Below are 24,648 nucleotides of genomic sequence, written 5' to 3'. Positions count from 1 at the left end.
GTAAGCAAATGTAAGCCTTAATGGATCATTAAGAATGGCCGACTATAGTCATTCATGTGATTCCCATCTCCCCTCCCCATTTGCCAAAATGGGTTTGCCCACGGTGCTACGGCCCGTGGGTTTTTCTTTGTGCGTCGCTTTATTAAGTGCTTTAACTGCGAATACTTTAGCTGCGCTGCGAAAGTGCTACCAGGCTGTCGCCGGTAACGCGGCAGATCCGCCAATCCGGCATGACATCCGCCCCCATGGCTTTATAAAACTGGATGGCCGGTTCGTTCCAGTCGAGCACCGACCACTCGAAACGGCCGCAGCCGCGTTCGACCGTCAGTTGCGCCAGGCGTTGCAGCATCTGCGTGCCATAACCCTTGCCACGGTGCGCCTGCTTCACATACAGGTCTTCCAGGTACAGACCCTTCTTGGTGAGGAAGGTCGAGAAATTGTGGAAGAACAGGGCGAAGGTAACGACTTCACCGTTTTCTTCGCCGACGATCGCTTCGCACGATGGATGCGCGCCGAACAGGCCTTCGTGCAGGAGGGTTTCGGTGGCGACCACCATGTGTTCGAGTTTTTCAAATACGGCCAGCTCCACGATCATGGCGTGGATGTGGACAACGTCTTGCGGCTGCGCGGGGCGGATGGAGAAATTAACAGTCATGGCGATTCGATGGCATTGTTCAGGTTAGCGGATTGCACGCTCTTGGCGGCAGGTGCGCGCACGGCCCAGGCGACGCTGGCCAGGCACAGCACCATGCCCAGGAATTCGAGGAGGCCCGGGCGGTAGTCTTCGAGCTGGACCGACAGCAGCACCGACAGCACGGGCGTGACGACGCCGATATAGACGGCCTTGTTGGCGCCGAGGCGGCCGATCAGCGTGAAATAGGCGAAGAAGGCGATCACCGAGCCGAAGATCGACAGGTAGACCAGGCCCGCCCAGTAGGTGGCGCTATCGGGCAGGACGAAGGCGTCGCCGTTGGCCAGCGACCATACCGCCACCATCGACGCGCCCCACAGCATCGACCAGGCCATCGTCAGTGGCAGGTTGGAAGATTGTTCCTTGACCTTGTTGACCACGATGCTGCCGGCCGAGCTGGCCAGGGTGGCGGCCAGCGCCAGCACCACGCCAGCCAGGAAATGGCCGTCGCCGCCCGTCTTCAATTCTTGCCAGGCATCGCTGATCGAGTGCCAGAACAGCAGGGCCACGCCGACGGTGGCGACGGCGCCGCAGGCCCAGGTACGGCGGCTGATGGCGGTGCCGAAAAAGATGCGGCTCCAGATCGGCGTCCAGAACACCATCAGCGCGAACATTACCGCCACCAGGCCGGACACGATGTGCTGCTCCGATTCATAGGTGCAGATATACGAGATGCCGAAGGTTAGCCCGCCCTGCAGCGCCATCCAGCGATGGGTGCGCCAGGGCAGCCGCAGGCTGTCGCGGCGCACCAGGCAGATGGCGAACAGGGCGGCGGCGGCCAGGAAGAAACGGTAGGCGACCGACACGGCGGGAGCGGCGTGTCCCAGCTGTAAGGTGATGGCCCAGAAGGTCGAGCCCCAGATCAGTGAGGCGACGATAAAGAGGACGGGAGAAGACATTCGCGGGAGTATAGTCCTCCCGCTTTGTTCCTGCCGGCATCTTTTAAGGCGGCGGCACGCTGTGTTGTATCAAAACCGCAACATCGTCATCCGGGTGATCAATAGGCCAGCCGCATCCGCCGATACAGGAAGCTCAGCACGAACAATGGCCCGATCAGCAAGAAGCGCAGGTCGTCGAAGAACGACGGTTTCTTGCCCTCGATATGGTGGCCGATGAATTGCCCGATCCAGGCCAGCACGAACACCCCGATCGAGGTCACCAGCACGGTGCCCTCCGGCAGCATGTTCAGCAGACCCAGCATCAGCGCGGCCATCGCCGCCATCCCGAGCGCGAACGGCCTGGACAGCCTGGCGTAATAGACCAGCGCGGCGGCCACGACAGTCAGGGCCACAATCGGGTGAATTGCCCACAGGATGCCCAGCAGGCTGAACACGATGGCGGGGATGCAGACGAAGTGGATCAGTTCGTTGACGGGATTGCGGTGGCTCTCGGCATAGCGGGCCAGCAAAACGTCGATATCGCGCGGCGTAGAGGAAAATTCCATGACGGCGGTCTCCGGTTGTTATGCCGACGATTCTACGCCCGCTTCAGTTACCTTGTCCCGTCTACCGCGCCCCTGATGGCAGAGCCGGCACGGGCGCCGCGGTGTCGGCCGGCTGCAGGCGCAGGTTCGGATGGTTCGCGAACAGTTCCGAGATCCATTCGACGAACACCCGCACCTTGGCCGACAGGTGGCGGTTGTGCGGATAGACGACGTGCACCGGCAGCGGGTCGCAGCGCCATTCGGGCAGCAGGCGCACCATTTTGCCGGTGGCCAGGTATTCGTTGAGCAGGTAGTCCGTCATATTGATCACGCCCAAGCCGGACAATCCCGCCTGGACATAGGCGCTCGAATCGTTCAGGGCGATGACGCCGGGCAAGGTCATCTCGATGCGCTCGCCATCGTGGCTGTAGTCCCAATTCAGGATCTTGCCATTCCTGGCCGAGAAATAATTGACACAGCGATGGCGCTCGAGGTCGCGCGGGTGCATCGGCATGCCATACCGTTCCACATAGGCGGGCGAGGCGGCGGTCACGAAGTTGATCACCCCGACCCGCCGTGCGATCAGGTTGGTGTCCAGCAACTCCCCACCACGGACGGCGCAATCGACGCCTTCCTCGATCAGGTCGACCGGTCGGTCGGTGGTGCCGAGCTCGAGCGTGATGTCCGGATAGCGCTCGAAGAAGTCGGGCAGGGCGGGGATGAGGATCTCGGAGGTCAGGCCGGTTGGCGTATCCACCCGCAGGCGCCCGCTGGGGCTGAAGCGGTGGCGCGACAGCGATTCCTCAGCATCGCGCACGTCCGACAGGATGCGCACGCAGCGCTCATAATAGGCGGCGCCGTCCGACGTCACCGACACATGGCGCGTGGTGCGGTGCAAGAGCTTGGAAGCGAGCGAGGATTCCAGCGATTGGATCAGCGTCGATACCGTCGCCTTGGGCAATTGCAGGGTCTCGGCGGCGCGCGTAAAGCTGCCGGCATCGACCACTTGCACGAATACTTCCATGGCCTGGAGTTTGTTCATATCCTGTTCTCCGGATCAAAGGGTAGAGCAAAATGCGAGGATTGTTCAGCAATCCGAACAATCAATTCGGTATTGCCATCTTTATCTGATTGTAGATGAAGACTATTATGTGTGCATCGCAACAATGTATTGACCAGGAAGACGGAGCAGGCCATGAGCCATCGGAACATTCAGAACGGAATCTTTACCACGGTAGCAGTCGCCTTGAGCGGCGTCGCACTGGCGGCACTGCTCTGCACCGATGCCTACTCGCGCGCCGCCGGCGCCGAGGCACGTGGTTTCCATGCGCTGTCCCTCGAAATGCAGATGAGCTGCGTGGGCGATTGCGCCGGCGTCGACGAGCGCATCGTCGAGCTCCAGAAACAGGGCGGCGCCCGATGAGCGCCGTGCTGGAAGCCGTCGACCGCACCCTGAAGGTGCGCGAGCTCGAGGTCGGTGGCGCCACCGGCCCCCTGGCCGCACGGCTGTATGCCGCCGGCCCTGCCGCCAAACGCGACATGCTGGTGGTGTACTTCCACGGCGGCGGCTTCGACAGCGGCGACCTGGACGAGTGCGACGACTTCCTGCGCAGCCTGGCCGAATGCGACCACCTGCCGCTGGTGCTGGCCACCACCTATACGCTGGCGACTGTGAGCCCGTTCCCGGCCGCGGTCGAGGATGCCCACGCCGTGCTGCAGTGGGCCAAGAAGAACAAGACCAAGCTGGGCTGGAATGGCAAGCAGATGGTTACGGCCGGCATCGAAGCCGGCGCCAATCTGGCTGCGGTGTGCGCGCTGATGTCGCGCGACCGCGGCGGCCCGGCCCTTGCCGGCCAGATCCTGGTCATGCCGATGCTCGACCCGGCCCTCTCTACCGGTTCGATGCGCCAAATGACCTATTGTGCCGATCGCGAAAAAGCGGCTACCGTATGTGCGGCCGCCTACCGCGGCTATCTGCCGCATGCGGCCGACCGCTCGCATCCGTATGCGGCGCCGCTGCACTCGAGCCGTCTCAAGAACCTGGCCCCGGCCCTGATCTTGTCGGCCGAAGACGACCCATTGCGCGACGAGGCCGAACAATACGGCGCAAAACTGATCAATGCCGGCATCTGCACCACCGTGCGCCGCATGGCCGCACCGGACCTGCAGGATCCGAACGGGCGCAACGAGTGCGCCTGCAAGGTGCAGGCAATGCTTGAAATCTCCAGCTTCCTCGCGCGGCTGGAAGGGCGCGGAGGCGCCTGACCGCTCAGCACCAGTCCACCTGACGCCTGGCCGCGCCGGGCACACAATCGTATCGCAAGACACCGTGCCAGGCGCACTGGTGGGGGAACCGCTGTAACTGCGTCTTTCGCAGTTTATGTGGGTAAGTAAGAGTAAATCTACAAAGGAGGGTCGCCATGAATCACAACGAGCAGGCACGGGGCCGGCGGTTGCAAGCAGCGCGCGACTGTCCACGGGCCTGAGCCCGGCGCCGCCGGCATGAACTGACCGGCCGCGCTCCATCCAGATACTGAACTTTTTTCCGCGCTGCGGCGCGGAAGGGGCTTCTTTTCGCCAGCGTTTCGCTCGACTCGACAAGTCGACGACGCCGGACGGGGTTTTATTGTCTTTTCAATCGTGTTTAATAAGAAGGGTTAATCATGAATAACCAACCAGAACTGGGCAAAACAAAAGGTCTGTTGCAGGGCAACCTGCGCGTGATCGTCGCTGCGCTGGCGCTTGCCGGCGTGGTCGGCGCCGGTGTGACCGGCTGCGCCGACGCCAATAGCAACGATGCACCGGCCGCACCTCCGGCGCCGCCGGTGTCCGCCGCCGTGGTCCTGCAAAAACCCGTCCTCGAGACCCAGGAATTCTCGGGCCGCCTGGAAGCGATCGACGTGGTCGAGATCCGTTCGCGCGTCTCGGGCTACATCACCGCCGTCAATTTCAAACCGGGCGCCGAAGTCAAGAAGGGCGATGTGCTGTTCGTGATCGACCCGCGTCCTTACCAGGCCGAGTCCGACCGCACCCAGGCCGCCGCCGCCGCGGCCCGCGCCCGCGCCGACCTGGCGCGCCTGGAGCTGCAGCGCGCCGAGCGTCTGCTGGGCGATAAAGCCATTGCCCAACGCGAGTTCGACGAGCGCGACGCCGGCCAGAAGGAACTCGACGCCACCGCCCGCGCCGCCGCCGCCGAACACGAAGCCGCGCGCCTGAACCTGGCCTATACCCGCGTCACCGCCCCGATCGACGGCCGCGTCTCGAAAGCCGAAATCACCCTCGGCAACCTGGTCGACGCCAGCGCGGTACTGACCTCGGTGGTGTCGCTGGACCGCATCTACGCCAGCTTCGACGGCGACGAAAACACCTATCTGCGCGTGAGCCGCCGTACCCACGCCGGCCAGCCGGTCGACGTGAAGGTCGGCCTGGCCGGCGAAGAAGGCTTCCCGCACAGCGGCAAGCTCGAATTCGTCGACAACCAGCTCGATAGCCGCAGCGGCAGCGTGCGCATGCGCGCCACCCTGGCCAATGCCGACCGCCAGCTGGCGCCAGGCCTGTTCGCCCGCGTCCAGATCGCCGGCGGTGCGCCGACCCAGCAGATCCTGATCCAGGACCGCGCCATCAACACCGACCAGGACCGCAAATTCGTCTACGTGGTCGACAAAGAGGGCAAGGCCGAATACCGCGCCGTCAAGCTCGGACCACTGGACGATGGCTTGCGCGTGGTGCGCGAAGGCCTGAAACCGGGCGAGAAGATCGTCGTCAACGGCCTGCAGCGCGTGCGTCCCGGCGCGCCGATCGCCGCCCAAACCGTGCCGATGGTGGCCCCCGCGGCCGCAGCCCCGGCGGCCAAGGACGCCAAAGTGGCGCTGGCCGACGTCAAGGAGTAATCGAACATGAACTTTTCCAGATTTTTTGTCGACAAGCCGATCTTCGCGGCGGTGCTGTCGGTGATCATCTTCGTCGGCGGCCTGATTTCGATCTTCCAGCTGCCGATCTCGGAGTACCCGGAAGTGGTGCCGCCTTCGGTGGTGGTGCGCGCCCAGTATCCTGGCGCGAACCCGAAGGTGATCGCCGAAACCGTGGCCACGCCGCTTGAAGAACAGATCAACGGCGTCGAGGACATGCTGTACATGTCCTCGCAAAACACCTCGGATGGTGCGCTGATGCTGACCGTCACCTTCAAGATCGGCACCAACGTCGAGCAGGCCGAGACCGCGGTGCAGAACCGGGTCCAGCGCGCCTTGCCGCGCCTGCCGGAAGAGGTGCGCCAGATCGGCGTGACCACGGTGAAATCGTCGCCCAACATCACCATGGTGGTCCACCTGAATTCGCCCAATGGCCAATACGATGACCTGTACCTGCGCAACTACGCGGTGCTGAACGTCAAGGACCAGCTGGCCCGCATCAATGGCATGGGCGAGGTGCAGCTGTTCGGTTCCGGCGAATACGCAATGCGGGTCTGGCTCGATCCGCAGAAGGTGGCAGCGCGCAACCTGACCGCGGGCGATGTGGTCGACGCGATCCGCGAACAGAACGTGCAGGTCGCGGCCGGCGTGATCGGCCAGGGTCCGGCCAAGGACGCCGACTTCCAGCTGACCGTCAACACGGTGGGCCGCCTGCAGAGCGTCGAGGAATTCGGCGACATCGTCCTCAAGACCAATGCCGACGGCGGCACCACCCTGCTCAAGGACGTGGCGCGCCTGGAACTCGGTTCCAGCTCGTATGCACTGCGCTCGCTGCTGAACAACAAGTCGGCGGTAGCGATTCCGATCTTCGCCGCCCCTGGCGCCAACGACCTGCAATTATCAAGCGACGTGCGCGCCACGATGGACGAGCTGGCGAAGGATTTCCCGCAGGGCGTCGAGTATTCGATCGTGTATGACCCGACCCAGTTCGTGCGCGAATCGATCGATTCGGTGGTCAAGACCCTGCTCGAAGCCGTGGTGCTGGTGGCGCTGGTCGTCATCATCTTCCTGCAAACCTGGCGCGCCTCGATCATCCCGCTGCTGGCGGTGCCGGTCTCGGTGGTGGGTACTTTCGCCGTGATGCTGGCCTTCGGCTTCTCGATCAACACCCTGTCGCTGTTCGGCCTGGTGCTGGCGATCGGTATCGTGGTCGACGATGCGATCGTGGTGGTGGAAAACGTCGAACGGAATATCGCGAATGGCTTGACGCCGCACGATGCGACTATCCAGGCGATGAAGGAAGTCTCCGGTCCGATCATCGCCATCGCACTGGTGCTGTGCGCGGTGTTCGTGCCGATCGCCTTCGTGGCGGGCCTGACCGGCCAGTTCTACCGCCAGTTCGCCCTGACCATCGCGATTTCGACCGTGATCTCGGCCTTCGTGTCGCTGACCCTGGCGCCGGCCCTGTCGGCCTCGATCCTGCAGCCGCATCACGCGCCGAAAGACCGCCTGACGCGCATGATCGACGCCGTGTTCGGCCGTTTCTTTGGCGTGTTCAACCGCTTCTTCGCCCGTTCGTCCGAGAAGTACGAAGACGGCGTGAAGGGCGTCCTGCGCCGCAAGACCGCCGCCATCGGCGTCTACCTGGCGCTGGCCGTGGCCGCCGTATTCATGTTCAAGGCGGTGCCGCCGGGCTTCGTGCCGCAGCAGGATAAAGCCTACCTGATCGGCTTCGCCCAGCTGCCGGACGCCGCTTCGCTCGACCGTACCGAAGCCGTGATCCGCCAGATGTCGTCCATCGCCAAGGAAATCCCGGGCGTGGAATCGTCGATCGCCTTCCCGGGCCTGTCGATCAACGGCTTCACCAATGCGCCGAATGCCGGCATCGTGTTCACCAGCCTGAAGCCGTTCAAGGATCGCAAGGGCAAGGACATGAGCGCGGACGCCATCGCGGCCGAGATCAACAAGCGCATGGGCGCCGTCGAAGACGCCTTCGTGCTGGTGCTGTCGCCACCGCCGGTGAACGGCCTGGGCACCACCGGCGGCTTCAAGATGATGATCGAAGACCGCGGCAACGTCGGCTACGACGAGTTGAACAACGCGGTGCAGGCAGTGCAGGCACGCGCCTGGCAGACCCCTGAGCTGGCCGGCGTGTTCTCGGGCTTCCAGATCAACGTGCCGCAGCTGTTCGCCGACATCGACCGCGTGAAAGCCAAGCAGCTGGGCGTGCCGCTGTCCGCGATCAACCAGACCTTGCAGGTGAATCTCGGTTCGGTGTACGTGAACGACTTCAACCAGTTCGGCCGTACCTACCAGGTGCGCGTGCAGGCTGACGCCGAGTTCCGTTCGCACCGCGAGCAGATCGAGCAGCTGAAGGTGCGCAGCAATACCGGCGAGATGATTCCGCTGTCGTCGGTGATGCGGGTGAAGGACACCTATGGTCCGGACCGCGTGACGCGCTACAACGGCTATGTGTCGGCTGAGCTCAATGGCGGCGCCGCTCCGGGCGTGTCGTCGGGCCAGGCGCAAGCCATCATGGAACAGATCGCGAAAGAGACGCTGCCGAAGGGCGTGTCGTATGAATGGACCGAGCTGACCTACCAGGACATCCTGTCGGGTAACACCATGATCTATGTGTTCCCGCTGTGCGTGCTGCTGGTGTTCCTGGTGCTGGCCGCACAGTACGAAAGCTGGACCCTGCCGCTGTCGGTGATCCTGATCGTGCCGATGTCGATCCTGTGCGCGCTGGCCGGCGTCAAGCTGTCGGGTGGCGACAACAATGTGTTCACCCAGATCGCGCTGTTCGTGCTGGTGGGGCTGGCCTCGAAGAACGCGATCCTGATCGTGGAATTCGCTCGCGAACTCGAAGACCATGGCCGCAGCGTGATCGACGCCGCGCTGGAAGCTTCCCGCCTGCGTCTGCGTCCGATCCTGATGACGTCGATCGCCTTCATCGCCGGCGTGGTGCCGCTGGTGTTCTCGAGCGGCGCCGGCGCGGAGATGCGCCACGCGATCGGTATCGCCGTGTTCTGGGGCATGCTGGGCGTGACCTTCTTCGGCCTGTTCCTGACGCCGCTGTTCTACGTGCTGCTGCGCATGCTGGCCAAGCGCTTTGAAAAACCTGCGAAGGCGCCCGCCGTGGCGCATAGCACGGAAGGAGTACATTGAGATGAATAATCCATTCATTCGACGCGGCGTCGCGCCGCTGCTGGCGGCACTGCTGCTCACCGCCTGCGCCACGCCGGACTTCGTCCAGCCGCACGTCGCCACCCCGACCGCCTTCCGCGAGTCGCAGGCGCCGGCCGCGGCCGACGTGGAAGTCGCAGGCGTCGACGGCGCGCGCTGGAAGCCGGCGCAGCCGGCCGAAGCCCAGCCGCGCGGCCAGTGGTGGCTGGCCTTCAACGACCCGGCGCTCACCGCGCTGATCGAGGAAGCCGCCGCCAACAACGCCAACCTGTCGGTCGCGGCCAGCCGCGTCAAGCAGGCGCGGGCCATCGCCGGCATTGCCGAAGCCGACCGCATCCCGCAAGTGGGGATCGGCATCGGCGCCCAGCGCGCACGCCTGTCGCCGCTGGAATCGAACCTGCCGCAGGGCACCGACACCGAAGCGCGCAACAGCTATACCGCGCGCCTCTCGGCAAGCTACGAGGTCGACCTGTTCGGCCGCGTGGCGGCCGGCGTGTCGGCGGCGCGCGGCGACGCGGCGACGTCCGAGGCGAACTTCCGCTCGGTGCTGCTGGCGCTGCAGGCCGACGTGGCCCAGACCTATTTCAGGCTACGCGCGCTGGACGCCGAACTCGTGACGGTGGACCAGACCGTGCGCCTGCGTGAAGAGAGCGTGGGCGTGACCCAGCGCCGCTTCGACCTGGGCGACATCGGCGAATTCGACCTGTCGCGCGCCCGCACCGAGCTGGCGACTGCCCGCGCCGAAGCGATCGGCGTACAGCGCCAGCGCGCCACCACCGAGCACGCGCTTGCCGTCTTGCTGGGCAAGCCGGCGGCCGACTACGTGGCCGGCCCGAGCCCTCTGCTCGATGCGAGCCTGATGCCGGCGATTCCCGCCGGCCTGCCGTCGTCGCTGCTGGAGCGCCGTCCCGACATCGTCGCCGCCCAGCGTGCCATGGAAGCGTCCAATGCCCGCATCGGCGTGGCGCGCGGCGCCATGTTCCCGGCGCTGACCATCAGCGCCGATGGCGGCGGCGTGGGCGGCGTGTTCTCGGAAGTGTTCAAGTGGAGCAGCCGCTCGTGGGTGGTCGGCGCGCTGGCATCGATGCCGCTGATCGACGGTGGCCGCAACCGCAACAACGTGCTGCGCAGCGAAGCGGCGCTCGAGGAATCGGTGGGCACCTATCGCCAGAGCGTGCTGGTGGCGTTTGCCGAAGTCGAGGACAACCTGGCCGGCCTGCGCATCCTGGCCGGCCAGTCGGCCCAGATCGACGCCGCCGTGGTCTCGGCGCGCCGCTCGGCCGACCTGGCGCAGAAGCTGTATGACGCGGGCCGCTCGAGCTACCTGGAACTGCTCGATGCGCAGCGTAACCTGGCGGCGGTGGAGCGTTCTGCAGTGCAGCTGCGCGGCGACCGCGCGCTGACGACTGTGGCGCTGATCCGGTCGCTGGGTGGCGGCTGGGATGCGGCGCAGGCGGGCACTACGAACCTGGCACAGCGTTGATCTAAATACCCCTGGCGTTTGTTTTGCCCTTTGCGGCGGTGCGTGTGAGCGTACCGCCGCTTTTTTATGCTTGAGGTAGCAAAACTACATATTTCACCCGGATTCAATTGACACATTGATGAGGTGGAACGAGACTTTACCTGTCGAGCTCGTTGATAGCGGGGATGGCTTCAAGCAGCAGGTAGTTAATCTACGCAGTGAGGAGGAGCGCCGACGGCAAGCGATGTTGAAGGAATCCCTTCGAATCGTACATAAAATAAGAGGAGACAAATTATGAAGAAGAGCATCACCGCCATGCTCGCGGCAAGCGTCATGGGCGTATGCGCCGGCGCTGGCGCCGCGACCCCGCCGGCGCAGTCCGGTAACAGCCAGGCCGTCCTGCTACAGGGCTTTCACTGGCATTCCGCCAATTACAGCAGTCCCAATTGGTATAACACGCTCCACGCCAACGTGGGCGACCTGAAAACGATGGGGTTCACCCACGTCTGGTTCCCACCGCCATCCGACTCGGCGGCGGCCGAGGGTTACCTGCCGCGCCAGCTCAATGTGCTGAGCTCGCGCTACGGCAGCTCGGCCGAGCTGACCAATGTGGTGCGGGCCTTCACCAATAACGGCATCAAGGCGGTGGCCGACATCGTGGTCAACCACCGCGTGGGCAGCACCGGGTGGTCGGATCTCACCAACCCGAACTGGACCACGCACGCCATCGTCAATAACGATGAGTGCAATTGCGGACTCGGTAACCCGGACACCGGCGACGGCTTCAGTGCCGCCCGCGACATCGACCATCGCAATGTGGGCGAAGTCCAGAACGGCATCATCAACTGGCTCAACCACACCCTCAAGCCGGTCGGCTTCAGCGGCATCCGCTTCGATTACGTGAAGGGCTTCAGTCCGGGCTACGCCGGCCAGTATGCGAACGCCTTCGGCGCCGAGTTCTGCGTGGGCGAGTTGTGGACCGACCTAAACCTGAACAATATCGATTCCCATCGCCAGCAGATCATGAACTGGATCGACGGCACCGGGAGCAGCTGCGGCGCCTTCGATTTCACCACCAAGGGCTTGCTCAACGATGCGCTGGCCAACGGCAACTACTGGCGCCTGCGCGATGCGTCTGGCAAGCCGCAAGGCGCCCTGGGCTGGTGGCCGGCGATGGCGGTGACCTTCGTGGACAACCACGACACCGGTCCGTCCGAAAGCTGCGGCAATGGCCAGAACCACTGGTCGGTACCGTGCGGCTCGGTGATGGAAGGGTATGCCTATGTGCTGAGCCATCCGGGCATCCCGACCGTGTATTACCCGCACATCTATAACTGGAACCTGAAGACGCCGATTTCGGCGCTGATGGCGGCGCGGCGCGCGGCGGGCGTGCATTCGACGTCGCCGGTGGCGATCCAGCAGGCGACCCAGGGGCTGTATGCGGCGATCATCAGCGGCAATACGCGCCAGCTGGCGATGAAGATCGGGCCGAACAGCTGGAGTCCGGCGGGAAGTGGGTGGGTGCTGCAGACGTCGGGGAATAATTACGCGGTGTGGATCAAGTAAGATCCGTCTCTGAACCGGCTGCCACGCGGTGGCCGACTACCTTTCTAAGCAAGAAATCAGTGGTACGTGCAAATCCGGCCAGCAACACAACCGGGTAGATCATTCTTTCCACGGTTTTTTGCCAGGCCTGCGAACCTGACTGTCCTCGATACGCTGGCGCAGATAGGCCCGTCGTTGGCGCCGGGTTTCAAGCTGTCAGGGCTGCCTATCGCTACAATGCCTCCATGCAGAACGCAACCGTCCCCACTCTCACCGGCCTGGCGCCGGTCCTCGATGCCGGCGTACGCATCCTCGTCCTGGGCAGTTTCCCTGGTGCCGCTTCACTGGCCGCCGGCCAGTATTACGCCCATCCGCGCAACCAATTCTGGCGCCTGATTTCCAGCGTCGTGGACGACGACCTGGCGGCGCTGCCTTACATCGAACGCTTGCCGCGCCTGCTGGCGCATGGTATCGGCCTGTGGGATGTGCTGGGCGAGTGCGAGCGGGTCGGCAGTCTGGATTCGGCGATCCGCAAGCCGGCTGCCAATGACTTCGACCGACTGCGCGAGCTGTGCCCCTTGCTCGAGACGGTCGGCTTCAACGGCCAGGCGTCGGGCAAATTCGCGTCGCAATTCGCAGCAGCTGCTTATCGTACCGTCGTGTTGCCATCGAGTTCGCCAGCGCATATGGCGATGTCGTTCGAACAGAAGCTGGATGTGTGGTCGCGACTGCGGGGCGACGAGCAGCGCGGCTAGCGAAGCCGCGTCCCCGTTGTCGCCACCTTGCGCAAATGCGCCAGCTTGGCTGAATACACCTCCCGCATATCCCCCCGCGTGCTGTGATCCACCGCCAGCGCAATATGCTCACGCGCGTCGGCCAGATGCCCGAGCCTCAAGTGTGCGATCCCCAGCCAGAACCTGAACTCGTCGTTGTACGGCGCCCGTTTCACCTCGCGTGCGAAGTCGACGACGGCCTGGTCGAAGTCGCCCGCCTTGAGCGCCACCATGCCCTTATCAAAATAATGATACGGCGGCGTCGGTTCGATCGACGCGATCCTTTTGGCCAGCGCCTGCGCTTCCAGCGGCCGGCCCAGCGTCAGCAGCAGCGGCTCCAGGTTGCGCAGCACCGACAGGTTCTCGGGTTCGCGCGCCAGCGCGGCCTGGAAGGTGCGCTCGGCCAGCGCCAGTTCGCCATGGCGGTGGTAGATCACGGCCAGCGTATTGAGCGTGGTCGCCGTTCCGGGACGCGCCGCCACCGCCGCGCGTGCCCACCAGTAGGCGTCATCGATACGGTCCTGTATCAGCGCTTCGGCGGCGCGGTTGTTCAGGTAGAGGGCGACGACGTCTTCTTCTTCGAGCTCGCGGGTGCGCAGGCTCGCGGCTTCGTCGCGCGGGATGAAATCGACCACCAGCACCCGTTCGGGGTCGTAGCCGCGCAGGACGTCGGACGCATGCTGTCCAAGGCCGATGTTGATGTGGGCGCTCGACAGATAGATGCCGGCGGTGCGGCTCCAGCTGTCCGCCACCTCCACGCTCTGGAAGCGCACCGGCATCCCGAGTTCCTTCGCGAAGGCGGCCGTCATGATGACCAGCGACAGGCAGTTGCCCATGCGCGCCTCATACGTTTCGCTGGCGGTGCGCGTGATGCGCGACTCGTATTCGAGTTTCAGGTCGGTCTTGCTGTACAGCGCGTCGAGCAGGCCCTGGCGCATGCCCTTGCTGCGCAGGCGCTGGGTGAAGGTGGCGCTGTGCAGGTAGTCGCGCATCGCGGGACTGAGCGCGAACAGGTCTTGTGCGCCGACCGCTTCGGACGGCGGCGCGAAGCGCTCATCGGCGAACAGCGCGGGTGGCGGGGAGGTGGGGGCGGTACTGGCGCAGCCGCCCAGCAGCAAGGACAGCGACAGCAGTCCGGTCACGAGGCGCTTCATGTCTCCTCCCTGTACGCGCGGGTATTTACATCCCAGTATCCGCTTGCGTCAGGCAGAAGTAAAGTGCGTCAATCCTCGTGGAAGGCTTCCAGCAATTCGTCCAGGATCTCGGCGGTTTCTTCGTCCGACAAACCCAGATAGGCGCAGGCCGCGGCGCCGCCCTTGTTCCACTCGTTCGACTCTGCGTGGCCTTGGTAGCGGCAGATCGCGTTCTCCGCCAACAGCGACAGCGCGACCAGCGAACGCACCGGCGATGCCGTCGATGCGTCGTCGATCACGGCGTAGTCGTGGTGGTGCAGGATGGCCCACGACACGTGGTCCGATAGGCCCCAGTTACGCGCCAGCAGGCAGCCGACGGCGGCGTGGCTGGTGTCGTGGCGTTCTACTTCGAGTGCGGTGAAGGGGCGGACCGCTTCGAGCGAGGCCGCGCCATAGGTGACGTTGTAATCCTTGAAACGCTCCATCAGTAGCGGCACGCCGGTATCGCAGAACAGGCCGAAGGTGTGGGCCACGTCGGCCTCGCCCATGCGCAGGCGGCGCGACAGGAACACCATCGCGTGCGCGCGGCGGGTCGAGATGTCCCAGAAGCTGGCCAGGGCCGCGCTGTTGGCGGGAATCGCCTGGCGCGCCAGCAGGCCGGTCATCAGGGCCGCCACCTGGTTAATACCGAGGAACAGGATGGCCTGCTCGATCGACTTGGCCTTGCGCCGGCCGCCATAGATGGCCGAATTGGCAAGTTTCAGGAGGGCGCCGGACATGCCGACGTCGCTCGCCACGATCTTGCCGATGGCGTCCAGCGACGGATCTTCCGCCGCCAGTTCGCGCTGCAGGTCGGCGAGCAGGCTGGGCCGAGGCGGGATGCGGATCGACTTGATCAGGGCATCGACCTGGTCGATCTGCGGAATGGGCTCGACGACGGTGTTCATGGAGGTAGAGGCGCGAATGGGCTTCGCGGAAATGCGGAGGACCCTGCCACTATACCCGAGTCATTTCTTTATTGCAGCAAGGCAATGCCATTATCACTCTGTTCTTGTATCAATTTCACCAAAACGGCGGGTCGCGCTGTCCCAGGCTAGAATCGCCGCATGGCTATTTCTACAATTGCAGGGATCGATTTTTCGGCGCCGGCAGAGACGGTTGCGCAGCAGTTGATTGGGGTCACGGTGCTGATTGACGGCGTCGGCGGCCGCATCGTCGAGACCGAAGCCTATGACCATGAAGACCCGGCCTCGCATGCGTATTCCGGGCCGACCGAGCGCAATGCGTCAATGTTCGGGCCGCCCGCGCATGCCTATGTCTACAGGTCGTACGGCATCCACTGGTGCCTGAATTTCGTGTGCCAGGAGGCCGGTCACGGCGCCGGTGTCCTGATCCGCGCGCTCGAGCCGGTGGCGGGGCTGGACCTCATGCGGGTGCGGCGCGATGCGGTGGATGAGCGCCTGCTGTGTTCCGGGCCGGGCAAGCTGTGCCAGGCGCTGGGCGTGACCCGTGCGCACAATGGCATGGCGTTGTCGGAACGACCATTCGAACTGCTGCCGGCCGCGCCGGGATTGACGCTCGTGGCCGGGCCGCGTATTGGGATTTCGAAGGCGGTCGATGTGCCGTGGCGGTTTGGGTTGGCGGGGTCGAAGTTCGTTAGTCGGCCGTTCAGGTAGTACTTGGGCACCCGCCTTCGCGGGTGCGACGTGGCTGCTTTGTCAATGTAGGTGATGTCAGGCGCGTCGGCGCGTCGGGGCGGCGGGCAGGGCGCGTACCGGGCCGCTCCGCATCGCGCTGCCCGATGCGCGCCGTTCGCCCACGCCCTGGAAGCCGGCTTCCGGCGCTTCTTCAACGATCGTCTCCTGTTGCGCTTCGACGCCGGCCGCATCGGCGTCCAGACCCGGCGCGATGCGGAAGATCGCCACCGCCTTCGCCAGGTTGACGGTCTGCTCGTGCAGGCTTTCGGCGGCCGCCGCGGCTTGCTCGACCAGGGCCGCGTTCTGCTGCGTCATGCCGTCCATCTGCCCGACCGCGCGATTGACCTCGGCGATGCCGTCGGCCTGTTCGGTGCTGGCGATACTGATGCGGCCGATGATGTCGTTTACCTGGCGTACCGAAGACACGATGTCGCCCATGCTGGCGCCGGCCTCGCTGACAGAGGCGTTGCCGCGCTCGATGATGTTGACCGAATCGGCGATCAGGCCCTTGATCTCCTTGGCCGCCGCCGCCGAGCGCTGGGCCAGGGTGCGCACCTCGGAGGCCACCACCGCGAAGCCGCGTCCCTGTTCGCCGGCGCGCGCCGCTTCTACCGCCGCGTTCAGGGCCAGGATATTGGTCTGGAACGAGATGCCGTCGATGACGCCGATGATCTCGACGATCTTGCGCGAGCTGGCCTGGATCGATTCCATCGTCGTCACCGCCTGCTGTACCGCCTGGCCGCCGCGCGCCGCCAGTTGCGCCGCCGTCGCCGACAATTCCGAGGCCTGGCGCGCATTGCTGGCATTGTCCTTCACTGCCGTGGTCAGGGTCTCCATGGTGCTGGCGGTCTGCTCGAGCGAGCCGGCCTGCATCTCGGTGCGGGTCGAGAGGTCGAGGTTGCCGCTGGCGATTTCCTGCGACGCCGTGTCGATCGAGCGCACCGCGTTCATCACGCTGTGCAGGGCGGCGTTCAGGCGCGCGATGGTGTGGTCGAGCGCGCGCGCGGTGTCGTCGATCTCGTCGCGGCCTTTCGCCTGTAGCGGTGGCGCGTCGAGCCGGCCCTCGGCCAGTTCGCCCACCGTGCGCGCGATCGAGTTGATCCCGGCCAGCATCGAGCGCCGCACCAGCATCGTCACCGCCAGCGACAGCCCGATCGACAGCAGCACCAGGCCGGCCATGCTCAGGCCCAGGCTGCGAAACTCGGCCTTGGCGGCGGCGTGGGCGTCTTCGCTCATCTTTTTTTCCAACTGGGCCAGGCGCGTCAGTTCGGCGTCGAGGGCGACGAACTGCTGCTCGGCCTTCTGCATCGAGTTGGTGGCAATCGACTGGTCGACCGAGGCCATCTCGATGGTCTCGCCGACCGCCTTGCGGTAGCTTGCCAGCGCCGCCTGCGAGGCCTCGATCGGCGCGCGCTCGTCCGCTTCGGCGCTTTGCGCGAACCTGCCCAGCTTGTCGCCGATGGCGGTGTGCCTGCGCCCGATGTCGGCCGTCAGGGCCGTCAGACGGTTCTGGGCGAAGCTGCCGTTGACCCAGGCCAGCAGCTGGTAGGCGTTGGCATGCGCGAAGCGCGCCTCGCCGGCGACGTCGGCCACCGCCTGCAGGCGCGCGGCGCGCACCTGCACCATGTGTTCGAGCGAGGCGTTCTGGCGCACCATGCCGTAGTAGGCGGCCGCCGAAAGCATGGTCAGCAGGACGAGCACGAGTCCCGGGGCCAGCAGCAGTTTCTGGCCGATCCGCAGTTTGTTCAGCATGGATTACTCCGTGAGAGGTGGCCATCGCTGGACAGGAGACGCAGCGAGAATAGCCGTCGTCCCCGCGCAGGCGGGGACCCAAGTTTGCCGGCACCCCGAGAGCGCCAGCCGAAACTCACTTCTTATAAATCCCCGCCTCCAGCACCACGTCGTCGACCAGCAGAATGTACGTGGTCTTCGGCTCGATCTTGCCGGTGGTCGGATTCTTGTACTGGTAATCGACCCAGCCCTTGCCCTTGGCCGCAGCCAGCTCGATGATCTCGCGCCGGTATTTCTTGCCGTTCGCATCGGGCACGTCGGTCAGGTCCTTGCCGACGATCGACGGGTTGTACGGGTGCGCCAGCACGATGCCGGTCTTGACGTCGCGCAGGTCGACATACAGCGAGCCCTGGACGAAGCTCGGATCCTTGGCATTGATCAACCTCATCATCTCGGCCTTGCCCTTGGCCTTGATCACGGCGGCGCCGCGCTCGGCCATCGCGATGGCGTCCTTCTCGTTTGGTTCATTGGCCTGGGCGGCGCTTGCGGCCAGGCCCAGGCACAGGGCGGCAGCGGTAAAGATCAGTTTCATGGCAGTTCCCTTTCAAGTGTTTTCTTGGGCTCATATTGCTTAAGTGCATTGGCAAATGTACCGGGGCGGAAAGGAGACGGATTGCGGCCGCGCAATATCGAGACAGGGTAGGGCCGGAACGTTGCGTGCCGGTCTCAGGCGATGTCGAGGGCGTCGGGCGCCGCTGTGGGTTGTCGGGAACCCATTGTTGCTTAATCGAACGCGGCAGTAGCCCGGTATGGCTGGCTGGGCTAAAATCCTTTTTTTTCGGAACTTGCAGTAATGAAACTGGAACAACCCGCCATCTTCGAGGACCGGACCGAACGGCCCCATCCTGCCCCCGTCCATCTTGCTTATCGCCCCGATATCGATGGCCTGCGTGCGGTCGCCGTGCTGGCGGTGGTGCTGTTCCACGCTTTTCCGACCTGGCTGCGCGGCGGCTTCATCGGGGTCGATGTCTTCTTCGTGATCTCCGGCTTCCTGATCTCCAGCATCCTGTTGCGCGAGCTGCGCCAGGACGCGTTCAGTTTCGCCGGCTTTTACGCGCGGCGCGTGCGCCGCATCTTTCCGGCCCTGGTCGTGGTGCTGGCAGCCTGCCTGGCCTTTGGCTGGCTGGCCCTGTTCCCGGACGAATACGCGCAACTGGGCAAGCACGTGGTCGGCGGCGCCGGGTTTGCCGCCAACTTCTTCTACTGGGCCCAGATCGGCTACTTCGATACCGCGGCCGAAACCAAGCCGCTGCTGCACCTGTGGTCGCTCGGGATCGAGGAGCAGTTCTATATCCTGTGGCCTGTCGTGTTGCTGCTGGCCTGGAAGCGGCGCATGAACCTGCTGCTGGTCGCGGCGGCGCTGGGCGTGGTGTCCTTTCTCGTCAACGTCGTCGGCGTCATCCACCATCCCAGCGCCACCTTCTATTCGCCGGCCAGCCGCGCCTGGGAAATGCTCCTGGGGGCAGGCCTGGCCTGCGTGCACGCGCGGGCGGCCGCTGGATTGCCCTTGCTCCCTGCGCGCGGCGCGGCGCGGCGGCTGCCGCGGCTGTCGCCTGACCAGCTGGCCTGGACCGGCGTGGTCCTGCTGGGCGCCGGCCTGGCGTCGATCACGCGCGATCACCGCTTCCCCGGATGGCCGGCGCTGCTGCCGGCCGTCGGCGCGCTGCTCATCATCGCGGCGGGCCCCAGGGCGTGGTTCAATCGCATGGTGCTGTCGAACCGGCTGATGGTGTGGGTTGGACTGATCAGTTATCCGCTCTACCTGTGGCATTGGCCGCTGCTGGCCTTCGCCCAGATCATCGAGTCGGGGACGCCGGCGCCGACGATCCGGGCCGGCGTGGTGGCGCTGGCGTTCATGCTGGCCTGGCTGACCTGGCGCGTCGTGGAGCTCCCGCTGCGCGCAGCCAGGGAAAAGACCGTGATCGCCGTCCTGTGCGGGCTGATGCTCGCCTGCGCCGCCACCGGCGGCTATCTGTGGTTCAGGCAAGGCCTGCCCGAGCGCGAGGTGGTCCAGGACAACCTGGCCAACCAACAGGCCCTGGTGGTGTTCGAGGACAAGGCCAAGGCGGCGGCATGCAAGGCGCGCTATGGCTTCGAGTCGATGTATGACTATTGCATCATGTCCGACCCCGCCAGGGACCCGACCGTGGTCCTGCTGGGCGACAGCCATGCCTATCACCTGGTGTACGGCCTGATGAAGTACTACGACGGACTCGGCGACAACCTCCTGAAGCTGGGCACCCGCTATCCCTACTGGGGCATCGAGCCGGGTGACGATCCGTACCAGCAGGCGACCCAGCCGCTGCTCGAGAAAGCACTCGCGATGGACTCGGTGAAAACCGTGCTGATCTCGACCCATGCGCGCTTCAGCGCCGCCCCTGGCGGCAAGGTCGTCATCGAGGCCGCGCGCGAAACCTTCCGCCGCTTCCTGGGCGCGGGCAAGCACGTGATCTTCATCAGCGATGTCCCGACCATCGGTTTCGATCCGCGCGCGTGCATCAAGCGCGCCGGGGTGGCTTCCTCGGCCACGCGCTTTCCGTGCTCCATTACGCGCGAAGAATGGGACACGCAGATCGCGCAGCACAAGGAAGTCCTGGCCGGCCTGGCCCGCGAGTTTCCGCAGGTCGAATGGTTCGATGCGTCCGAGGCACTGTGCGACGAACGTGAGTGCCATGCGATGATCGACGGGCGTCTGATGTACCGCGATAACAATCACTTGAGCCTCGACGGCGACTACCTCGTCAGCCGGCATTTCGCCAGGCGCCCGCCATTCAGTCCAGCGCCATAGCGCGTGGCTGCCTCCTGCCGCGGCAGGGGGCGGCGCTGCCCGGCGTTGTCCGGGATTTGTGCCTTCCTTGTTTTAACTCGGGCGTCCGGCTTGGTTATGTTGATTCACGGCAATTGAGCAGTAGCTCAGTTACCTAAGATGGGTACTTCCCGGCAATTTTTATTCCCCGCCGGCTTCATCTTTCGTTTCCGGAGAATCGACGTGATCACGACTGCATCGACGCCCTCGAAGTTCAAGCCGTATACGCGCCAGTCCATCGTTACTGCGCGCCAATGGGAATGGCTCACGCCCGAGCTGCAGGAAGCCGTACAGGTGGTATCCCACGTGCTGCCGTTCCGCACCAACGCCTATGTCATGGATGAGCTGATCGACTGGAAGCGCGTGCCCGACGATCCGATCTACCGCCTGACCTTCCCGCACCGCGACATGCTGCCGGCCCAGGAATACGAGCAGTTGCGCGAGCTGGTGCTGTACAAGAAGGACGATGCCGCGATCGCGCGCCTGGTGCACGACATCCGCATGCGCATGAACCCGCACCCGGCCGGCCAGATGACGCACAACGTGCCGCGCGTGAACGACGCGCCGCTCAAGGGCTTGCAGCACAAGTACAAGGAAACCGTGCTGTTCTTCCCCAGCGCCGGCCAGACCTGCCACGCCTACTGCACCTTCTGCTTCCGCTGGCCGCAGTTCGTCGGGATGGAAGAGATGAAGTTCGATGCGCGCGAGTGCAGCGAACTGGTGGCCTACCTCAAGATGCATCCGGACGTGACCGACGTCCTGATCACCGGCGGCGACCCGATGATCATGAACACCCGCTCGCTGGCAGAGTTCCTCGAACCCCTGCTGGCGCCCGAGCTGGAACACATCCAGAACATCCGCATCGGCACCAAGTCGGTCGCCTATTGGCCGCAGCGCTTCGTGTCGGACAAGGACAGCGACGACCTGCTGCGCCTGTTCGAGAAGGTGGTGGCGAGCGGGAAGAACCTGGCCATCATGGGCCACTACAACCACGCGGTCGAGCTGCGCGCGCCGATCGCCCAGCAGGCGGTCAAGCGCATCGTCGGCACCGGCGCCACCCTGCGCATGCAAGGCCCGCTGATCCGCCACATCAACGAAGACCCGAAGAGCTGGGCCGAGCTGTGGACCACCGGCGTACGCCTGGGCGCCATCCCCTATTACATGTTCGTCGAGCGCGACACCGGCCCGCGCGACTACTTCTCGCTGCCGCTGGCGCGCGCCCATGAGATCTTCCAGGAAGCGTACTCGATGGTCTCGGGCCTGTCGCGCACCGTGCGCGGGCCGTCGATGAGCGCCTTCCCGGGCAAGGTCGTGATCGACGGGGTAGTGACCATCAATGGCGAGAAGCTGTTCGCGCTGCAGTTCCTGCAGGCGCGCAATCCGGAATGGGTGCGCCGCCCGTTCTTCGCCAGGTTCGATCCCAATGCGACCTGGCTCGACCACCTCAAGCCCGCGTTCGGGCGCGACCGCTTCTTCTTCGAGATGGAAAGCGGCGGTCCGCTGCGCGGCCCCGGCGGACGCGTGATCCCGCTGGTCCCGGCCGGCCAGCGCGGCGAAGCCCAGCCCGACGCGGCTTGATGCCAGTCCCCGGTCCGATGATGCCAGCCGGCCTGGCTTGCCCGGCACCCCTGCGCCTGTCCGGCGTGGGGGTGTTCTTCTACGTGTTCCTGCCGTTCGCGCTGGGGCACTTCCTGTCTTCGCTGCTGCGCAACGTGAACGCGGTGCTGGCCTCGCACCTGGTGGGTGCGCTGGCGCTCACGCCGGGCCAGCTCGGATTATTGACCAGCGCGTTCTTCTTCGCCTTCGCCCTGGTCCAGCTGCCGGTCGGGATGGCGCTGGACCGTTATGGGCCGCGCCGGGTGCAGGTGGCGATGCTGCTGCTGGCTTCCTGCGGCGCGCTGCTGTTCGCGAACTGCAGCGGCTTTTATGGCCTGCTGGCGGCGCGCGCCGTCATGGGCTGCGGCCTGGGCGGCTGCTTCATGGCGGCGGTCAAGGCGATCTCCACCTGGATCGCGCCGAACCGGCTGCCGTCGGTGCACGGCTACCTGATCGCGGTGGGCGGCATGGGCGCCGCCAGCGCCACCATGCCGGTGCGCGCGGCGTTGGAATACACCGACTGGCGCGGCCTGTTCCTCCTGCTGGCGGCGCTGGTGGCCTGTACCGGCCTGCTGATCGCGCTGCTATACCCCAAGACAGATGGCCCGGCCGCGCAGCGCGGTCCGCTTCTGCCGGCCCTGCGCGAAGTCTGGCGGGCATCGAGCTTTCGCGCGGTGGCTTCGCTGGTGCTGATCCCGCATGCGGTCTTCTTCGGCGTGCAGGGCCTGTGGATCGGGCGCTGGCTGTCCGACGTGGGGCGCTATCCCGAGCCCGCGGTCGCCTATCTGCTCTACCTGGGGATGGCGGCTGTGGTGTTCGGCGCGATCGCGGTCGGCATGATCACCGAATGGGCCGGACGGCACGGCATGCCGCCGCTCGATGTGGCGGCCGGCGGCATCACCTTCTTCGTGCTGGTGCAGGCCGCCTTCGTGGTCGGTTACCGGCCCAGTTTCGCGATGCTGTCGGTGATGTTCACGCTGGTGGGCACGATCACCGGCATCGAGTACGCCATCGTGGCGCAATCGATGCCGCGCGAACTGACGGGACGCGCCGCGACTTTCCTGAACCTCCTGATCTTCATCGGCGCCTTCCTGGTGCAGGCCGGTTTCGGGCTGGTGATCGGGCTGTGGACACCCGATGTACTCGGGCGCGCGCCGCCGGAAGCCTACCGCGCCGCCTTCGCCCTGCTGGTGGCGATTCAGCTACCCGGCCTGTGGCGCTTCGCGCGCCGGCGCACGGCTGAGCTTTCTCAGCCGTAACGTGCAAGGGCGACTTGTCATATACACTTTCCCCATTCAATATTCCTGGGGAAAGCCATGGGCAAACCACTTCCGTTGATGTGCGCAGGCGCCGCCATGCTGCTGCTGGCCGCCTGCGGCGATAAATCGACCTTGCCGGCCGGCGCCGACATGGGTTCGCAGCCGACCCTGAAGGAGCCGAACAGGACCCTGATCCCGACCGTCCACATCGCCCCGGCCAAGAGCTGGCCGGCGAACATGACGCCGACCCCGGCGCCCGGCCTGGCGGTGAACGCCTTCGGCACCGCGCTGGATCACCCGCGCTGGATCTATGTACTCCCGAACGGCGACGTGCTGGTGGCCGAGACCAATGCGCCGCAGCGTCCCGCAAAGAAGGGCATCGGCGACTGGGTGACGGGCAAGGTCATGGCGCGCGCCGGCGCCGGCGTGCCGAGCGCGAACCGTATCAGCCTGTTGCGCGACGCCGATGGCGACGGCGTGGCCGAGCTGAAAAGCGTGTTCCTGAAAGACCTGAATTCGCCGTTCGGCATGGCGCTGGTGGGCGACGTGCTGTATGTGGCCAATACCGATGCCGTGGTGCGCTTTCCGTACAAGGAAGGCGTGACCGAGATCCTGGACAAGCCGCAGCAGGTGGCGCCGCTGCCGGGCGGGCCGCTGAACCACCACTGGACCAAGAACATCATCGCCAGCAAGGACGGCAGCAAGCTGTACGCGACCACCGGCTCGAACAGCAACGTCGCCGAGAATGGCATGGACCAGGAGCAGAACCGCGCCGCGATCCTGGAGATCGACGTCGCCAGCGGCAAGACGCGTGTCTTCGCATCGGGCCTGCGCAATCCGAACGGCATGGCCTGGCATCCCGAGACCGGTGTGCTGTGGACCGTGGTGAATGAGCGGGACCTGATCGGCAGCGACCTGGTGCCGGACTACCTGACCTCGGTGAAGGATGGCGGCTTCTATGGCTGGCCGTACAGCTACTTCGGCAAGAACGTCGACACGCGCGTCGAGCCGCCGCGTCCCGACCTGGTGGAAAAGGCGATCGTGCCGGATTACGCGCTGGGCGCCCATGTGGCGGCGCTGGGCCTGGCCTTCTACGAAGGCTCGCTGCTGCCGGCGCAGTTCAGGCACGGCGCCATCATCGGCAACCACGGCTCCTGGAACCGCAAGCCGCGCTCGGGCTACAACGTGGTGTTCGTGCCGTTCAAGGATGGCCGGCCGAACGGCAAGCCGGTCGACATGCTGACCGGCTTCGTCAACAAGGATGGCGAGGCCCATGGCCGGCCGGTGGGCGTCGCGGTCGACCGCAAGGGCGCGGTGCTGGTGGCCGATGACGTCGGCAACGTGATCTGGCGCGTGGTGCCGGACGCGGGCTGATGCG

General features: G+C 65.1%; 20 protein-coding genes. 12 read left to right on the top strand and 8 right to left on the bottom strand.

Annotation, left to right across the window (positions count from 1 at the left end; all coding sequences use genetic code 11):
* Positions 1–166: 166 nt before the first annotated feature.
* The 4 genes from SOM28_RS05455 to SOM28_RS05440 form a co-directional block, all read right to left on the bottom strand.
* Positions 167–655: a GNAT family N-acetyltransferase gene (locus SOM28_RS05455; protein WP_123071907.1), complete on the bottom strand. Its 489-nt coding sequence runs from the start codon at positions 653–655 to the stop codon at positions 167–169.
* The gene (locus SOM28_RS05450; protein WP_123071906.1) at positions 652–1,590 is read right to left on the bottom strand and encodes a DMT family transporter; all 939 of its coding nucleotides are present in this window, start codon (positions 1,588–1,590) and stop codon (positions 652–654) included. Before SOM28_RS05450 ends, SOM28_RS05455 begins: the two co-directional genes overlap by 4 nt.
* Positions 1,591–1,688: 98 nt before the next feature.
* Complete coding sequence (locus SOM28_RS05445) at positions 1,689–2,135, bottom strand: Mpo1 family 2-hydroxy fatty acid dioxygenase (protein ID WP_320467470.1); 447 nt, start codon at positions 2,133–2,135, stop codon at positions 1,689–1,691.
* Positions 2,136–2,196: 61 nt separating this feature from the next.
* Positions 2,197–3,156: a LysR family transcriptional regulator gene (locus tag SOM28_RS05440; RefSeq protein ID WP_320467469.1), complete on the bottom strand. Its 960-nt coding sequence runs from the start codon at positions 3,154–3,156 to the stop codon at positions 2,197–2,199.
* A 153-nt stretch (positions 3,157–3,309) separates the two neighbouring features.
* Here SOM28_RS05440 and SOM28_RS05435 point away from each other — a divergent pair, with 153 nt between their 5' ends.
* The 7 genes from SOM28_RS05435 (at position 3,310) to SOM28_RS05405 (ending at position 12,970) form a co-directional block, all read left to right on the top strand.
* Positions 3,310–3,537 carry a hypothetical protein gene (locus SOM28_RS05435; RefSeq protein WP_109348049.1) on the top strand — a complete coding sequence of 76 codons (228 nt, stop codon included), beginning with the start codon at positions 3,310–3,312 and terminating at the stop codon, positions 3,535–3,537.
* Positions 3,534–4,379 (top strand): alpha/beta hydrolase, encoded by an 846-nt coding sequence (locus SOM28_RS05430; protein ID WP_147933221.1) that lies wholly within the window; start codon positions 3,534–3,536, stop codon positions 4,377–4,379. The genes SOM28_RS05435 and SOM28_RS05430 overlap by 4 nt, the downstream gene beginning before the upstream one ends.
* Positions 4,380–4,777: 398 nt before the next feature.
* A complete protein-coding gene (locus SOM28_RS05425; protein ID WP_320467468.1) occupies positions 4,778–6,004 on the top strand; it encodes an efflux RND transporter periplasmic adaptor subunit in 1,227 nt (408 codons plus the stop codon).
* Between the two features lie 6 nt (positions 6,005–6,010).
* Positions 6,011–9,190 (top strand): efflux RND transporter permease subunit, encoded by a 3,180-nt coding sequence (locus SOM28_RS05420; RefSeq protein ID WP_320467467.1) that lies wholly within the window; start codon positions 6,011–6,013, stop codon positions 9,188–9,190.
* Position 9,191: 1 nt separating this feature from the next.
* The gene (locus SOM28_RS05415; RefSeq protein WP_123071900.1) at positions 9,192–10,691 is read left to right on the top strand and encodes an efflux transporter outer membrane subunit; all 1,500 of its coding nucleotides are present in this window, start codon (positions 9,192–9,194) and stop codon (positions 10,689–10,691) included.
* A gap of 273 nt (positions 10,692–10,964) precedes the next feature.
* Positions 10,965–12,236 (top strand): glucan 1,4-alpha-maltotetraohydrolase domain-containing protein, encoded by a 1,272-nt coding sequence (locus SOM28_RS05410; RefSeq protein ID WP_123071899.1) that lies wholly within the window; start codon positions 10,965–10,967, stop codon positions 12,234–12,236.
* A gap of 224 nt (positions 12,237–12,460) precedes the next feature.
* On the top strand, positions 12,461–12,970 hold the full coding sequence (locus tag SOM28_RS05405) for a DNA-deoxyinosine glycosylase (RefSeq protein WP_123071898.1): 510 nt from the start codon (positions 12,461–12,463) through the stop codon (positions 12,968–12,970).
* Here the strand turns inward: SOM28_RS05405 and SOM28_RS05400 are convergent.
* Positions 12,967–14,142 (bottom strand): tetratricopeptide repeat protein, encoded by a 1,176-nt coding sequence (locus tag SOM28_RS05400; RefSeq protein ID WP_123071897.1) that lies wholly within the window; start codon positions 14,140–14,142, stop codon positions 12,967–12,969. The two genes, SOM28_RS05405 and SOM28_RS05400, sit on opposite strands and share 4 nt — an antisense overlap.
* Before the next feature lie 68 nt (positions 14,143–14,210).
* Complete coding sequence (locus SOM28_RS05395) at positions 14,211–15,068, bottom strand: HDOD domain-containing protein (RefSeq protein WP_123071896.1); 858 nt, start codon at positions 15,066–15,068, stop codon at positions 14,211–14,213.
* A gap of 159 nt (positions 15,069–15,227) precedes the next feature.
* Between SOM28_RS05395 and SOM28_RS05390 the strand changes: the two genes are divergently transcribed.
* The gene (locus SOM28_RS05390; RefSeq protein ID WP_320467466.1) at positions 15,228–15,797 is read left to right on the top strand and encodes a DNA-3-methyladenine glycosylase; all 570 of its coding nucleotides are present in this window, start codon (positions 15,228–15,230) and stop codon (positions 15,795–15,797) included.
* 57 nt (positions 15,798–15,854) lie between these two features.
* On the opposite strand, the gene SOM28_RS05385 is transcribed toward SOM28_RS05390, so the two are convergent.
* Positions 15,855–17,570, bottom strand: coding sequence for a methyl-accepting chemotaxis protein (locus tag SOM28_RS05385; RefSeq protein WP_320467465.1), 1,716 nt, complete (start codon positions 17,568–17,570; stop codon positions 15,855–15,857).
* A gap of 115 nt (positions 17,571–17,685) precedes the next feature.
* Positions 17,686–18,141, bottom strand: a complete 456-nt coding sequence (locus tag SOM28_RS05380; protein ID WP_123069628.1) for a cache domain-containing protein — start codon at positions 18,139–18,141, stop codon at positions 17,686–17,688.
* Positions 18,142–18,402: 261 nt separating this feature from the next.
* On the opposite strand from SOM28_RS05380, the gene SOM28_RS05375 reads away from it, so the two are divergent.
* From SOM28_RS05375 to SOM28_RS05360, 4 genes are all read left to right on the top strand, one after another.
* Positions 18,403–20,397: an acyltransferase family protein gene (locus SOM28_RS05375; RefSeq protein WP_320467464.1), complete on the top strand. Its 1,995-nt coding sequence runs from the start codon at positions 18,403–18,405 to the stop codon at positions 20,395–20,397.
* Between the two features lie 201 nt (positions 20,398–20,598).
* A complete protein-coding gene (locus SOM28_RS05370; protein ID WP_320467463.1) occupies positions 20,599–21,993 on the top strand; it encodes a KamA family radical SAM protein in 1,395 nt (464 codons plus the stop codon).
* Positions 21,993–23,270 carry an MFS transporter gene (locus SOM28_RS05365; RefSeq protein WP_320467462.1) on the top strand — a complete coding sequence of 426 codons (1,278 nt, stop codon included), beginning with the start codon at positions 21,993–21,995 and terminating at the stop codon, positions 23,268–23,270. The genes SOM28_RS05370 and SOM28_RS05365 overlap by 1 nt, the downstream gene beginning before the upstream one ends.
* A gap of 57 nt (positions 23,271–23,327) precedes the next feature.
* The gene (locus tag SOM28_RS05360; protein WP_320467461.1) at positions 23,328–24,644 is read left to right on the top strand and encodes a PQQ-dependent sugar dehydrogenase; all 1,317 of its coding nucleotides are present in this window, start codon (positions 23,328–23,330) and stop codon (positions 24,642–24,644) included.
* The last annotated feature ends 4 nt before the right edge of the window (positions 24,645–24,648 follow it).

Source organism: Massilia sp. CFBP9026, from assembly GCF_034045165.1.
GTDB classification, from domain to species: domain Bacteria; phylum Pseudomonadota; class Gammaproteobacteria; order Burkholderiales; family Burkholderiaceae_D; genus Telluria; species Telluria arenae.
This window is presented reverse-complemented; position numbering and strand designations above follow the sequence as displayed.